General features: G+C 62.5%; 12 protein-coding genes and 1 pseudogene. 7 read left to right on the top strand and 6 right to left on the bottom strand.

From position 1 onward, the window contains the following. Window positions 1-9: 9 nt before the first annotated feature. The 5 genes from EOA78_RS18495 to EOA78_RS18475 form a co-directional block, all read right to left on the bottom strand. Entirely contained in the window at window positions 10-855 is an 846-nt protein-coding gene (locus tag EOA78_RS18495) for a metal ABC transporter permease (RefSeq protein WP_127316374.1), read from the bottom strand. Beyond that, window positions 852-1,709, bottom strand: coding sequence for an iron/manganese ABC transporter permease subunit SitC (gene sitC / locus EOA78_RS18490; RefSeq protein WP_127316373.1), 858 nt, complete (start codon window positions 1,707-1,709; stop codon window positions 852-854). The genes EOA78_RS18495 and sitC overlap by 4 nt, the downstream gene beginning before the upstream one ends. After that, window positions 1,706-2,611, bottom strand: a complete 906-nt coding sequence (locus EOA78_RS18485; protein ID WP_127316372.1) for a manganese/iron ABC transporter ATP-binding protein — start codon at window positions 2,609-2,611, stop codon at window positions 1,706-1,708. The genes sitC and EOA78_RS18485 overlap by 4 nt, the downstream gene beginning before the upstream one ends. After that, window positions 2,608-3,528 carry a metal ABC transporter substrate-binding protein gene (locus EOA78_RS18480; RefSeq protein ID WP_127316371.1) on the bottom strand — a complete coding sequence of 307 codons (921 nt, stop codon included), beginning with the start codon at window positions 3,526-3,528 and terminating at the stop codon, window positions 2,608-2,610. Before EOA78_RS18480 ends, EOA78_RS18485 begins: the two co-directional genes overlap by 4 nt. A gap of 261 nt (window positions 3,529-3,789) precedes the next feature. Then, the gene (locus tag EOA78_RS18475) at window positions 3,790-4,506 is read right to left on the bottom strand and encodes an HAD family hydrolase (protein WP_127316370.1); all 717 of its coding nucleotides are present in this window, start codon (window positions 4,504-4,506) and stop codon (window positions 3,790-3,792) included. Between the two features lie 149 nt (window positions 4,507-4,655). On the opposite strand from EOA78_RS18475, the gene EOA78_RS18470 reads away from it, so the two are divergent. The 4 genes and pseudogenes from EOA78_RS18470 to EOA78_RS18455 all read left to right on the top strand — a co-directional run bounded on the left by EOA78_RS18470 (window position 4,656) and on the right by EOA78_RS18455 (window position 8,899). Next, window positions 4,656-6,092, top strand: coding sequence for a glutamine synthetase family protein (locus EOA78_RS18470; protein ID WP_164783812.1), 1,437 nt, complete (start codon window positions 4,656-4,658; stop codon window positions 6,090-6,092). Between the two features lie 29 nt (window positions 6,093-6,121). Next, window positions 6,122-6,485 (top strand): annotated as a pseudogene (locus EOA78_RS18465) (four helix bundle protein). Window positions 6,486-6,561: 76 nt separating this feature from the next. Next, on the top strand, window positions 6,562-7,848 hold the full coding sequence (locus tag EOA78_RS18460) for an FAD-binding oxidoreductase (protein ID WP_127316368.1): 1,287 nt from the start codon (window positions 6,562-6,564) through the stop codon (window positions 7,846-7,848). Window positions 7,849-8,077: 229 nt separating this feature from the next. Continuing rightward, a complete protein-coding gene (locus tag EOA78_RS18455) occupies window positions 8,078-8,899 on the top strand; it encodes an SH3 domain-containing protein (RefSeq protein ID WP_164783811.1) in 822 nt (273 codons plus the stop codon). A 126-nt stretch (window positions 8,900-9,025) separates the two neighbouring features. Here EOA78_RS18455 and EOA78_RS18450 read toward each other — a convergent pair whose 3' ends face one another. Then, window positions 9,026-9,772, bottom strand: coding sequence for an SDR family oxidoreductase (locus EOA78_RS18450; RefSeq protein WP_127316402.1), 747 nt, complete (start codon window positions 9,770-9,772; stop codon window positions 9,026-9,028). 306 nt (window positions 9,773-10,078) lie between these two features. On the opposite strand from EOA78_RS18450, the gene zwf reads away from it, so the two are divergent. From zwf to edd, 3 genes are all read left to right on the top strand, one after another. Then, on the top strand, window positions 10,079-11,548 hold the full coding sequence (zwf, locus tag EOA78_RS18445) for a glucose-6-phosphate dehydrogenase (protein ID WP_127316367.1): 1,470 nt from the start codon (window positions 10,079-10,081) through the stop codon (window positions 11,546-11,548). Further along, window positions 11,530-12,246 carry a 6-phosphogluconolactonase gene (gene pgl, locus EOA78_RS18440; protein WP_127316366.1) on the top strand — a complete coding sequence of 239 codons (717 nt, stop codon included), beginning with the start codon at window positions 11,530-11,532 and terminating at the stop codon, window positions 12,244-12,246. Before zwf ends, pgl begins: the two co-directional genes overlap by 19 nt. Window positions 12,247-12,319: 73 nt before the next feature. Then, on the top strand, window positions 12,320-13,631 hold a 1,312-nt coding region (gene edd, locus EOA78_RS18435), incomplete at its 3' end, for a phosphogluconate dehydratase (RefSeq protein ID WP_127316365.1).

Here is a 13,631-nt window from a genome sequence, read left to right as displayed (position 1 = left end):
CGCCCGTTTCTAGCGTTCCTCGCCAATCTCCATTCGGCCCACTTTGAGTGTGGTAACGGCGAAGGCCGCGATGAAGGCGGCGGACAGCATGAGAACGATGGTCGGCGCCGGTGCGCTGTCGATGAAGAAGGACAGATAGACGCCGAGAAACGACGCGGCGACCGCGATCGCCACCGACAGGATCAGCATGGCGCTGAACTTCCTTGTCAGCAGGAAGGCGATGGCGCCAGGCGCGATCAGCATGGCGATGGCCATGATGATGCCGACCGCCTTCAGCGCGCCGACGATGGTGAGCGAGATCAGGCAAAGCAGGCCGTAGTGGAGCAGATTGACCCGAAGACCAACCGCGCGAGCCTGAGCCGGGTCGAAGGCGTGCAGCAGGAAGTCGCGCCACTTGATCCCGATGATGCCGGCCGTGATCGCAGCAATGAGCCCCGTTTCGACGATGTCGCGCAGGCCGATGCCCAGCACGTCGCCGAACAATATGTGGTCGAGATGCACGTCGGACTGGATCTTTACGTAGAGCACCAGGCCGAGGCCGAACATGCCGGAGAAGACGATGCCCATTACCGTGTCCTGCTTGATGCGGCTGTTGTCCTTGAGGAAGCCGGTGGCGAGAGCGCAGACCATTCCGGCGGCGAAGGCGCCGATCGAATAGGGGAATCCGACAATGTAGGCGATGACCACGCCGGGAAAGACGGCGTGGCTGATAGCGTCGCCCATCAGTGACCAGCCCTTGAGAACGAGGAAGCAGGAGAGCAGCGCAGTCGGCACAGCGACCAGAACCGAAACAATTAGGGCATTGACCATGAAGCCGAACTGGAGGGGCGCAAGCAGCGTATCGAGGATGCTCATAGGCTGGCCTCCAAGGCCCGCGCAGCGCGGCGGCGGGCTGCCAGCATTCCATGCTTGGGAGCGAAGAAGAAGGCGGCGAGAAAGATCAGCGTCTGCAGGACGACGATAATGCCGCCGGTGGCGCCGTCAAGGAAATAGCTGGCATAGGCGCCGCTGAAACTCGTGGCCGCGCCAATGACAACCGCGATGACGAGCAGGCGCGGAAAGCGGTCCGTCAGGAGATAGGCGGTCGCGCCGGGAGTCACCACCATGCAGATGACGAGGAAGGCGCCGACGGTCTGAAGCGCGGCGACCGTGGAGGCCGATAACAGCATGAAGAACATGATCTTGAGCGCGCTCGGGTTGAGGCCGATCGAGCGGGCATGGCTCTCGTCGAAGAAAACCACCATCAGATCCTTCCATTTCACCAGCAGGATGGCGAGCGAGACGAAGCCTATGATGGCGAGCTGAAGCGTGTCTTCCGGGGTGATGGCCAAGATGTTGCCGAGCACGATCGTCTGAATATTCACGGAGGTCGGTGACAGCGACACCATGAACAAGCCGAGGCCGAAGAAGGAGGAGAAGATCAGGCCGATGATGGCGTCTTCCTTCAGCTTGGTACGCTGGTTGAGGAAGAGCATCGCCGCAGCGGCTAGCCCGCCGGAGAAGAAGGCGCCGATCGAGAAAGGAAGGCCCAGCATATAGGCGCCGGCGACGCCCGGCACGATCGAATGCGAGAGCGCGTCACCGATCAGCGACCAGCCTTTTAGCATCAGATAGCAGGACAGGAAGGCGCAGACACCGCCGACCAAGGCGGACACCCACATGGCATTGAGCATATATTCGTAGCCGAACGGCTCGAGCAGGACACTCATTCGTCCGGTTCCCGCATCTTGTGCTGCATGGCTCCGTTCTCTCCGTAGAAGACCAGTGGCCGTTCGTCGTCGGTGATGACGGCAAGGCGGCGCCTGTCGTCGTCCTCATGCAGCCCGGCGCCGCCCAGCACGAAATGACGCAAGACGCCGCCGAAAGCCTTTTCCAGGTTTGCCTGCGTGAAGGTCTGGCCTGTCGGCCCGTAGGCAAGGACCGTATTCCGGAGCAGCACGGCACGGTCGCAGAACTCCGGCACGCTACCCAGATTATGCGTCGAGACCAGCATCACTCGGCCTTCGCGCCGGAGAGCGCGCAGCAGTTCGATGATAGCGTCCTCGGTCCTGACGTCGACGCCGGTGAAGGGCTCGTCGAGCAGGATGACGCGCCCGTCCTGCGCCAGCGCCCGAGCGAGAAAGACGCGCTTTTTCTGCCCGCCCGAAAGCTCGCCGATCTGGCGCTTGCGGAAATCGCTCATGCCGACACGCGCAAGCGCGGCTGTAACCGCCTCGTGATCAGCCGCCTTCGGAAGGCGCATCATGCCCATATGGCCGTAGCGACCCATCATGACGACGTCCTCGACTAGTACTGGAAAGTTCCAGTCGACCTCCTCGGCCTGCGGCACATAGGCGACGACGTTCTTCCTCAGCGCGGCCGCGGCCGGCTGTCCGAGAACAAGAATCTCTCCCTTTGCCAGCCGCAAGAAGCCCATGATGGCTTTGAACAGCGTCGACTTGCCCGAGCCGTTGACACCGACAAGTGCCGTGATCGTGCCTGTCGGAATTTCAAAGCTCGCATCCCGCAGCGCCGTGTGGCCGTTGCGGTAGGTGACGGTCGCGCCGCGGACGGCGAGACCGCCTCCCGCATCCTCAAACGCGGGGGCAAGAGGCGGAACGGCTTCGTTCATTGCGACAGCCCTGCGGCGAGGCCTTTCTGAACCGTATCCGATGTCACACGCAGCAGGTCGATATAGGTCGGCACCGGGCCGTCCGCCTCGCTGAGAGAATCGACGTAGAGCACGCCGCCGTAATGCACTCCTGTCTCGCGCGCGACCTGCCGGGCCGGCTTGTCCGACACGGTGCTTTCGCTGAAGACGGCGACGATCTTGTTTTCCCTGACGGCGTCGATCACCTTGCGAACCTGCCGCGGGGTGCCTTGCTGGTCAGCGTTGATCGGCCACAAATAAAGCTCCTTCAGCTCGAAATCGCGTGCGAGGTAGGAGAAAGCGCCTTCGCTCGACACCAGCCAGCGCCTGTCCTGCGGGATCGAGGCAAGCTTATCGCGGATCGGCGCGACGGCCGCCTCTATCTTTGCCTTGTAGGCTTCTGCATTGGCCTTGTAGGTCTCGGCATTCGCCGGATCGTGCTCAACGAAGGCGTCGCGGATGTTGTCGACGTAGATCAGCGCGTTTGTCGGCGACATCCAGGCATGCGGGTTCGGTTTGCCCGTATAGGGTCCCTCGGCGATGCTCATCGGCTGGACGCCCTCGGAGACAATAGCGCCGGGCACGTCGCTGAGGTTCTGGAAGAACTTTTCGAACCAGAGTTCGAGGTTGAGCCCGTTCCACAGAATGAGCTGTGCACCTTGCGCCCGCTGAATATCGCCCGGCGTCGGCGCGTAATTGTGGATCTCCGCTCCAGGCTTGGTGATCGATTCCACGATTGCTGCATCGCCCGCCACGTTCTTCGCCATGTCGGCGATGACGGTGAAGGTCGTCACGGCCTTGAATTTTTCTTGGGCTTTCGCTGGGCTTGAAGCCACCGCCGCAGCGAAAACCGCAGCCATCAAGCCAACGACAGCCCGTCGTCCGTATCTCTCGAACATCAATTTCTCCTGTCGCGATTCTTAATGTCTCGCCGCGGGCCGCTATTGTGCGACTGCGGCGCGCGCTTTTCGCATATTCTGCAATTGCGACTGATTTGCAAGTAGAAAACGGCTTAACGTCGTGGATTGTGTGCGGCCGCGCGATTTGGCGTCGGCGACAGCGCGGCCCTGTGACGGAGCGGACGACAAGGACTGCGACACGCCGATGTCCGGCGTCGATGCGCCTGCAGCGCACGTTCGGTCCGACACCGAAACACGCGATCAGCCGGCTTTCCCGATGCTTTCTATCAGCCGGGGCAATTCCGAGAGATCGGCTATCTGGCGGAAACGAGGCGCGGTGATCGGCGGCTCGACATGTTCCAGCGCCCAGGTCAGCTCATGCGGCACGTGGATACCCCAACTGCCGGCCTCGATGGCCGGCACCACGTCCGACTTGAGCGAATTGCCGACCATCATGCTTCTTTCGGCGCCATCACCGTGGCGGCTGAAGATATTGATATAAGTGGCGGGGCTCTTGTCGCTGACGATCTCGACGGCATCGAAAAGATCACCCAGGCCCGATTGCGCCAGCTTGCGTTCCTGATCGAAGAGGTCGCCCTTGGTGATCAACACCAGGCGATACGCATCTGCCAGCTTTTCCACGGTTTCGCGCGCATGAGGCAGCGCCTCGATCGGATGGCCAAGCATCTCGCGGCCCGCGGCAAGAATCTCGGCGATGACCGAGGCCGGCGCGCGGCCCTCGGTAATCTCGATTGCCGTTTCGATCATCGACAGGGTAAACCCCTTGATGCCGAAGCCGTAGACGGCGAGGTTGCGCTTCTCGGCCTCCAGCAATCTTGCCGAGATGTGCTCCTGCTGGGCATGATCGGCGAGCAGGGCGGCAAAACGCTTTTCGGTCATGCGGAAGAACTGCTCGTTCTGCCAGAGCGTGTCATCGGCATCGAAGCCGATCGTGGTCAATTCATGATTGGTCTGCATTCGACGTCTTCAACCGAGATCATTGAACTTGCGTCGAACCTAAGCCGCCCAGAACAGTTTTCAACTGCGCAGGCGAACGCAACCGCGGTCCCCTTCCCTTCCATCGCCGGCCCCGGCTATACTCCCAAATCCGCAACCTAATCTGGTGAATGATGCCGCCTGCAAAAAAGGAAGTCCGTCCGTCGAGCCGCGGAGGACGTATCCGCACGCCTGCCTTCGTGAAAAATCAACGTGGTGTGAAAAACTGGAAGGAAGTGGGCGCCTGGCTGGAGTGGCGCGGCATCGAGGATATCGAATGCATCACGCCCGACCAGGCCGGTGTTGCGCGCGGCAAGATGATGCCGTCGAAGAAATTCACCTCCAACACCTCGCTGGCGCTGCCTTCGGCGGTGTTCATGACGACGATCTCTGGCGGCTACCCGGAAGACGGCAACGGCTTTCACTATCCGGAGGACGACGGCGACCTCAAGCTGATGCCGGACCTTTCCACACTGACCGTGGTGCCGTGGGAGGAGGACCCGACGGCGGCGGTCATCTGCGACCTCGTCCACCAGGACGGCCGCTCGGTAGAGTTCACGCCGCGCAACGTGCTGAAGCGTGTGCTTGCCGCTTACGACAAGCGCGGGCTGAAGCCGGTGGTGGCGCCCGAGATCGAGTTCTACCTCGTGCGCAAGAATCCCGATCCGGACTACCCGCTGACGCCGCCGGTCGGGCGTTCGGGACGGGCGATCGGCGGTGGCGCCGGCTATTCGATTGCCGGCGTCAACGAGTTCGACGAGCTGATCGACGACATCTACCATTTCTCCGAAAGCCAGGGCCTGGAGATCGATACGCTGATCCATGAGGAAGGCGCCGGCCAGCTCGAGATCAATCTGCGCCATGGCGATCCGATCGAACTCGCCGATCAGGTGTTCATGTTCAAGCGCACCATCCGCGAGGCGGCGCTGAAGCACGAGATCTATGCCACCTTCATGGCCAAGCCGATCCAGGGGCAGCCCGGGTCGGCCATGCATATCCACCAGTCGATCATCGACAAGAAGACCGGCAAGAACGTCTTTTCTGCCGAGGACGGCTCGGAAACCGAAGCCTTCTTCCATTTCCTCGGCGGCATGCAGAAACATGTGCCGAACGCGCTGGTGATGTTTGCGCCCTATGTCAATTCCTACCGCCGGCTGACGCAGTCGGCTTCGGCGCCGGTCAACAACAAATGGGGCTACGACAACCGCACCACCGCCTTCCGCGTCCCGCGATCCGACCCGGCAGCCAGGCGCGTCGAGAACCGCATCCCTTCCTCCGACGCCAATCCCTATCTGGCGCTGGCCGCATCGCTCGCCTGCGGGCTGATCGGCATGACCAACAAGATCAAGGCCGAACCGCCGGTTCTCACCACCGCCAACGAGGCAGAGATCGACCTGCCGCGGAGCCTGCTCGAGGCTGTCGACCTGTTCGAAGCCGACGAGGAACTCTGCGCGCTGCTCGGCCAGTCATTTGCCGCGACCTATGCGGCGATCAAGCGGGCGGAATTCGAGACCTTCATGGAAGTGATCAGCCCGTGGGAGCGGGAGTATCTGTTGTTGAATGTCTAGGGGAGTAGGGCAGTAGGGAGCGGCACGTAATGGCGAAAATCGAGTCCTACAGGGATCTGATCGTCTGGCAGCAGGCAATGGACCTGGCAGTATCAATCTATGAAGTGACGAGCTTGGCCGAAAGACGAGATCTATGGAATGACAGGTCAGGTGCGTCGGGCAGCTACCTCAGTGCCTGCCAACATCGCTGAGGGTTACGGCAGAGAGAGCCGAGCTTCCTATCAGCAATTCCTCAGGATCGCCCAAGGATCACTCAAGGAACTGGAGACGCATCTTATGATTGCGCACCGTGTCGGAATCGCCTCGCAGGAGGCGGTCGAACCTTTGATGAACCGCAGCGAAAGCGTGGGGCCGCTATTGCGCCTTCTGATCCGCAAATTGTCACCTGAATAGCCCCTACTGCCCTACTGCCCTACTGCCCTACTGCCCTACTGCCTACTCCCCTACTCCCCTGTCCCTGTCGATCATCATGCCCTACCAATCCCCAATCTCCCCCGGCCGCTCCTGGTATGAAGACACGGCCGGCCCACGGCCCGAATACAAGGCGCTCGACGGCGACCGGACATGCGACGTCGCCATCGTCGGCGGCGGCTTCACCGGCCTGTCGGCGGCGGCGCACCTTGCCAAGGCCGGCAGCAATGTCGTGCTGATCGAAGCGCATCGTTTCGGCGACGGCGCATCGGGCCGCAATGGCGGCCAGCTCGGCACCGGTCAGCGCGCCTGGGCCGAGGAGCTCGAAGCGGAATACGGCTTTTCCCGCGCCAAGGCGCTGTTCGACCTCGCCGAAGAGGCCAAGTCGCATCTCCTCGAATTCGCCGCCGTCAACAAGATCGAGATCGACTACATGCCAGGCCAGATCTCGGTGGCGCACAAGCAGCGCTATGTCGACGATTACAAGGCGCATGCCGAGGTCATGGCGAACCGTTTCGGCTATCCGCACATCGCCTTCATGGACGCCAAGGAGACGGCTGAGCGGTTGGGCTCGACGCGTTATTTCGGCGGCACCCGCGACACCGGCACGGGGCACATCCATCCGCTGAAGCTGGTGATCGGCACGGCAAAGGTGGCGGCGCAGGCTGGCGCGCAGCTGTTCGAGCAGACGCCGGCGACCGGCATCGCGTCGCTCGGCGGCAAGGTCAGGGTTACGACGCCGAAAGGCACGATATCAGCCGAGAAATGTCTGATCGGCGTCAACGCCCATGGCGGCACGCTCGAGCCGATCAGTGCCGCGCACATCATGCCGATCGGCTCCTTCATCGGCGCGACGGTGCCGCTGGGGGCTGACACAAACGTGCTGCCGGGCGGTGAGGCGGTCGATGATTCCCGCTTCGTCGTGCGCTACTTCCGCAAATCGACGGATGGGCGGCTGCTGTTCGGCGGGCGCGAGATCTATGCCGTCAACGATCCGAAAGACATCCATGTCCACATCCGCCGGCAGATCGCCGAGCTTTACCCAGCGCTGAAGGCCGTCGAGATCACTCACGGCTGGGGCGGCTATGTCGGCATCACGATGCCGAGAAAACCTTTCGTGCGCGAGGTGATGGCCAATGTGATCTCTGTCGGCGGCTATTCCGGTCACGGCGTCATGCTGTCGAACTTTTTCGGCAAGCTCTATGCCGAAACCGTTGCCGGCAACAGGGATCGGCTGAGGCTGATCGAGGACCTGAAAATCCCGGCATTTCCCGGTGGTCGACGCTTCCGCGCGCCTCTGCTCTTTCTTGCGCTCAACTGGTATGCCTTGAGGGACAGGATATAACCATAGATTGCAAAATCCCTTCCAAGTTGCAGAATCGAGCGCAAAGGTGCAGAATCCGCCCGGCAAGGGCGCAGTGATGCCACAATCGCCGGCAAAGGATGCCCGCTCAGGGCAGTTGAACGGGGACTTTGCGGGCCTGCCCGCGTTGGTTTGGGACCGATGCCGACCGAATGCCGGTTTTCCCGGTACAGGTCGTAAGAACGTCGGCCCGCAAAAGGAGGTTGCAAGAGTGAGAGAGCCCTTCAGTTTCGGCACGCCGGAACGACGGCGCTTTGCGATGCAGTTTGGCTACGACGTGCGGCCCAGGTTCTGGCAGCAAATCCGGTCGAACTTGCATCTGGTAATCGCCGCGTTTGGCACAGCAGCGCTGCTTGGCGTGGCCGCGCTGGCGCTATGGCTGGCATTGCCGGCCAACGAGAGACAAGCGGTCGCGAGTCCCGAGCAGATCGTTTCAAGCATTCCAGTAAAAACAACAAGGATCGTGCCGGCCGCGGCCTCGAAGGTCGCCGCGGTGCAGCAGGCTGCGAGCAAGGCCGATGCGGTTTCGCCGGCGGTGGTTGCGGCGAAGGCCGAGATACCCGCGCTGGCGCCCAATGATCCTCGCTGGACAGGATCGGTATCCACATCCCGCCAGATGGCAGGCAAGGCTGAACAAACGGCAGACAAGCCGTCCACTGCGGCGGCATTCGCCGATCCGGCAGCGAAAACCAAAGTGGCAGCATTGCTTGCCAAAGTTGCTGCTCCCAACAAGACGGCGACGGACGGCGCGCCAACCGCCGCCATTCCCAACCCGAAGCCGGGAGAGCCGGCGGCGACACAGAACGATGGCACCCAGGCCAAAGTCGAGGCCAAGAAAGCGAGCGCGGCAGACACCGGACGCATCCTCAGGGCCGTCACTATGCGCACCGGGCCGAAGAACAATGCGGCCGCTATAGTCACCGTTCCCGCCAAGACCTCGGTTCAGGTGATGGGCTGCAAGAAATGGTGCCAGATCGTCTACAACGGCAAACGCGGCTGGATCTACAAGAGCTTCGTCAAGACCGGCGCCTAGGGCTGGTCAGGCGATCCCTCGACGTCGCACCACGGCTCGGATGGCTGCTGTAATACAGTCGGCCGCCGCGTCCAGCGAGGGCGATGAACCGTCAAGTCAAACTTGAAACCGACAGGGCCGGACGGCTCAGATGCAACGTCCACCGTCGACTTCCAGCGCCACGCCAGTGATGAAAGCCGCCTCGTCCGAAGCGAGCCAGAGCGCCGCGTTGGCTATGTCGAGCGGCGTCGAAAGCCGGCCAAGCGGGATCGACGCGCGGAATTTCTCGCGGATTTCGGGTGTGTCGGCGCCCATGAATTTTTCCAGCATGCCGGTCTCGCCGGCGACCGGGCAGAGGCAGTTGACGCGGATGTTCTTCGGCGCGAGTTCCACCGCCATGGACTTGGTCGCGGTGATCGCCCAGCCCTTCGATGCATTGTACCAGGTGAGGCCGGGCCGCGGCCTGATGCCGGCCGTCGAGGCCGTGGTCAGGATGACGCCGCCGCCTTGCCGGTCCATGACCGGCACAACCGCCAGAGCCGCGTGGTAGATCGCCTTCATATTGACGGCCGTGATCAGGTCGAAGGTCGTCTCGTCGACCTCGAGCATATCGCCGTTGCGATGGGTGTAGCCGGCATTGTTGACCATGATGTCGATGCGGCCGAAGGCGCTCTTTGCGGCATCGACCATCTCGTCGAACTCGGAACGCAACGAGACGTCCGTCTGGGTCCAGATCGCCGCCGGGCCGATCTCGTTGGCGACGCGTTCGGCGCCCTTGGCGTTGAGGTCGGCGACGACGACCTTGGCGCCCTCCTCGGCAAAGCGCTTGGCGATACCCTCGCCGAAACCTGACGCGGCACCGGTAATGATGGCAACTTTGTTTTCCAGGCGCATGACTTTCTCACTCATGATTGAAGACGATCGCTCGGGCAGCCGCCGGCGATGGCCGCCGAAAGATCAGTATACACGCTCGATTTCTCCTTTGGCTTCGCTTCGATCCCGCTCTATGCTGCAACTGCGAAGGCCACCCGGAACACCTCGCCGACAAGCCGCCGGGTTGCGCCATTGTCAAGGGCATACCTCAAGGCCAATCGGCAAAAACCCATTGACCTTGGGATGTGACGTCGTGGCACTGGAAAATCTAAATCGATTAGATTATATCGACCGCGTCACAGCGACCGGCCTTAAAACGGACAGACAATGACCAGCCAGATCATTCCCGTCGAGCCTTTCGACTTCATCATTTTCGGCGGCACCGGCGATCTGTCGGAACGCAAGCTTTTGCCGTCGCTCTATCATCGCCAGCGCGGCCATCAATTTTCCGAACCGACGCGCATCATCGGCACGTCGCGCTCGAAAATGACCGATGAGGAATTCCAGGCTTTCGCCAGGCAGGCGATTTCCGACCATGTGAAACCGGCCGATATCGATGCCACGGAGCTGAAGACGTTTCTTGCCCGGCTTTCCTATGTCTCGGCCGACGCGACCAATGGCGCGGGCTTCGACAAATTGAAGACGGCGATCGGCGACAGCGAATGCATCCGCGCTTTCTATCTGGCGGTGGCGCCGGCACTGTTCGGCGACATCTCGCACAAGCTGAAAGAGAACGGTTTGATCACGCCGAACTCGCGCATTGTGCTGGAGAAGCCGATCGGGCGCGATCTCGCCTCGGCGCGCGAGCTCAACGATCTGGTCGGCGATGATTTCCATGAAAGCCAGATTTTCCGCATCGACCACTATCTCGGCAAGGAGACGGTGCAGAACCTGATGGCGTTGCGCTTTGCCAACGCGCTCTACGAGCCGCTGTGGAATTCCGCCAATGTCGATCATGTGCAGATCACCGTGGCCGAAACCGTCGGCCTCGAAGACCGCGTCACGTATTACGACAAGGCCGGCGCTCTGCGCGACATGGTGCAGAACCACATGCTGCAGCTCCTCTGCCTCGTCGCCATGGAGGCGCCGTCGTCGATGGACGCCGATGCGGTGCGCGACGAAAAGCTGAAGGTTCTGCGGGCGCTGAAACGCATCAACGGCAACGAAGCCCCCAAGCACACGGTGCGCGGCCAGTACCGTGCCGGGGCCTCGGCCGGCGGGCCGGTGAAAGGCTATGTCGAGGAGCTCGGCAAGAACAGCAACACCGAAACCTTCGTTGCGCTGAAGGCCGAAATCGGCAATTGGCGCTGGGCAGGCGTGCCGTTCTACCTCAGGACGGGCAAGCGGCTGGCGACGCGCGTCTCGGAAATCGTCATCGAATTCAGGCCGATTCCGCATTCGATCTTCGGCGACAGCGCCGGGCCGATCTCCGCCAACCAGCTGGTCATCCGGCTGCAGCCCGACGAAGGCGTCAAGCAGTTCATCATGATCAAGGATCCGGGGCCAGGCGGCATGCGGCTGCGCCAGATTCCGCTCGATATGAGCTTTGCGCAATCCTTCGACGGCCGCGCCCCCGATGCCTATGAGCGGCTGATCATGGACGTCATCCGTGGCAACCAGACGCTGTTCATGCGCCGCGACGAGGTCGAGGCGGCGTGGAAATGGATCGACCCGATCCAGGACGCATGGGAAAGCGCAAGGCAAGAGGCGCAGGGCTATACGGCCGGCACATGGGGTCCCTCGGCCTCGATTGCGCTGATCGAACGCGACGGGCGGACATGGCACGAGAGCAATTGAACGGCACCGCCTACAGCTGGCACGCGTTTGCCGAACGCCAGGACCTGGCGGCAGCACTCGCCGGCCACGTCGCAGGCCGCCTGACCGATGCAATCGCAGAGCGCGGCACGGCACTGCTCGCCGTTTCCGGCGGCACGACGCCGGCGAAATTTTTCGCATCGCTTTCGAAAATCCCGATCGCGTGGAACAAGGTCACTGTGACGCTGGTCGACGAGCGTTGTGTGCCGGCCTCGTCTCCGCGCTCCAACGCCGGGCTGGTCGCCGCCAATCTTTTGCAAAACGCGGCCGCAGCCGCACGTTTCGTGCCGCTCTACCACGAGGCAGCAAGCATCGAGGATACGTGGGAGGCTGATAGCAGGATGTTGCGGTCGCTGCCTTGGCCGCTCGATGTGGTCGTGCTTGGCATGGGAACCGATGGCCATACCGCATCGTTCTTTCCGGACGCCGACAACCTGGAAAAACTGCTCGACCCGTACTCGGAAAGGGTCGTGTTCCCGGTCCACGCGGCAAGCGCCGGCGAACCGCGCCTGACGCTGTCGCTGGCGCGGATCGTCAGCGCCGGCTTCGTCGCACTGCACATCGAAGGCGAAGACAAGCGCAACGCATTCGAGAGCGCGATGGAATCGGAAACGCGAAAACCCATTCGTGCCGTGCTCGACGCAGCCGAGAGGCCGGTAGAGGTTTTCTGGGCACCCTGATTTCAACTTGGCCGCAGGTCCCGGCAGATAGCCGGACGGTGTCTGCGGGACCTCGCCTGAAAGGACCGACACCATGACCGCGAGACGCGACATCGAAGCCATCACCGAGCGCATCCGCCAACGCTCCAGACCAGGGCGCGAGGCCTATCTCGGCCGCATCGCCGAGGCCTCGAGCCGCACCGCCAACCGGGCCGTGCTGTCCTGCGGCAATCTCGCCCATGGGTTTGCCGTCTGCAGCCCTTCGGAGAAGGTGGCACTTGGCGGCGACCGAGTGCCCAACCTCGGCATCATCACCTCCTATAACGACATGCTGTCGGCGCATCAGCCTTTCGAGACGTTTCCAGCGCTGATCAAGGACGCGGCACGCGAGGCCGGCGGCATTGCCCAGGTCGCCGGCGGCGTGCCGGCGATGTGCGACGGCGTCACGCAGGGCCAGCCCGGTATGGAGCTGTCGTTGTTCTCGCGCGACGTGATCGCCATGGCCGCGGCGATCGGCCTGTCGCACAACATGTTCGACGCGGCCGTCTATCTCGGCGTCTGCGACAAGATCGTGCCGGGGCTGGTGATCGCGGCCCTGACTTTCGGCCATCTGCCGGCGGTGTTCATCCCAGCCGGGCCGATGACGACGGGTCTGCCCAACGACGAGAAGGCCAAGGTTCGCCAGCTCTACGCCGAAGGCAAGGCGGGAAGGGCCGAACTGCTCGAGGCCGAGTCCAAATCCTATCACGGGCCGGGAACCTGCACCTTCTACGGCACGGCGAACTCCAACCAGATGCTGATGGAGATCATGGGCCTGCACACGCCCGGCGCCTCCTTCGTCAACCCCGGTACGCCGTTGCGCGACGCGCTGACCCGGGAGGCGACGAAGCGGGCGCTGGCAATCACCGCGCTCGGCAACGCCTACACGCCGGTCGGCCGGATGATCGATGAACGCTCGATCGTCAACGGCATCGTCGGCCTGCATGCCACCGGCGGATCGACCAATCACACCATCCACCTGATCGCCATGGCGGCCGCGGCCGGCATCGCCATTACCTGGCAGGATATTTCGGACCTTTCGGAAGCCGTGCCGCTGCTGGCGCGGGTCTATCCGAACGGCCTTGCCGACGTGAACCATTTCCATGCGGCCGGCGGCCTCGGCTTCCTGATCCGCGAACTGCTCGACGAGGGGATACTGCACGAGGACGTCCAGACGGTTTGGGGCGAAGGGCTGCGGCCCTATGCGGTCGAGGCCAAGCTCGGCGCCGACGGCGGCGTGGTGCGCGAGGCCTCGCCGCGCGAAAGCGGCGACGCGAAGGTGCTGGCGCCGTTCAAGAAGGCGTTTCAGCCGACCGGCGGGCTAAAAATGCTCTCAGGCAATCTCGGCCATGCCGTCATCAAGACTT

Source organism: Mesorhizobium sp. M5C.F.Cr.IN.023.01.1.1 (assembly GCF_003997585.1).
GTDB classification, from domain to species: Bacteria; Pseudomonadota; Alphaproteobacteria; order Rhizobiales; family Rhizobiaceae; genus Mesorhizobium; species Mesorhizobium wenxiniae.
The sequence above is the reverse complement of the archived record's forward strand: the minus strand, read 5'-3'. Positions and strand labels throughout refer to the sequence as shown.

Coding starts and splice junctions, on each gene's coding strand:
- EOA78_RS18495 (WP_127316374.1), bottom strand. CDS start 855: ATGAGCATCCTCGATACGCTGCTTGCGCCCCTCCAGTTCGGCTTCATG.
- sitC (WP_127316373.1), bottom strand. CDS start 1,709: ATGAGTGTCCTGCTCGAGCCGTTCGGCTACGAATATATGCTCAATGCC.
- EOA78_RS18485 (WP_127316372.1), bottom strand. CDS start 2,611: ATGAACGAAGCCGTTCCGCCTCTTGCCCCCGCGTTTGAGGATGCGGGA.
- EOA78_RS18480 (WP_127316371.1), bottom strand. CDS start 3,528: ATGTTCGAGAGATACGGACGACGGGCTGTCGTTGGCTTGATGGCTGCG.
- EOA78_RS18475 (WP_127316370.1), bottom strand. CDS start 4,506: ATGCAGACCAATCATGAATTGACCACGATCGGCTTCGATGCCGATGAC.
- EOA78_RS18470 (WP_164783812.1), top strand. CDS start 4,656: ATGATGCCGCCTGCAAAAAAGGAAGTCCGTCCGTCGAGCCGCGGAGGA.
- EOA78_RS18460 (WP_127316368.1), top strand. CDS start 6,562: ATGCCCTACCAATCCCCAATCTCCCCCGGCCGCTCCTGGTATGAAGAC.
- EOA78_RS18450 (WP_127316402.1), bottom strand. CDS start 9,772: ATGCGCCTGGAAAACAAAGTTGCCATCATTACCGGTGCCGCGTCAGGT.
- zwf (WP_127316367.1), top strand. CDS start 10,079: ATGACCAGCCAGATCATTCCCGTCGAGCCTTTCGACTTCATCATTTTC.
- pgl (WP_127316366.1), top strand. CDS start 11,530: ATGGCACGAGAGCAATTGAACGGCACCGCCTACAGCTGGCACGCGTTT.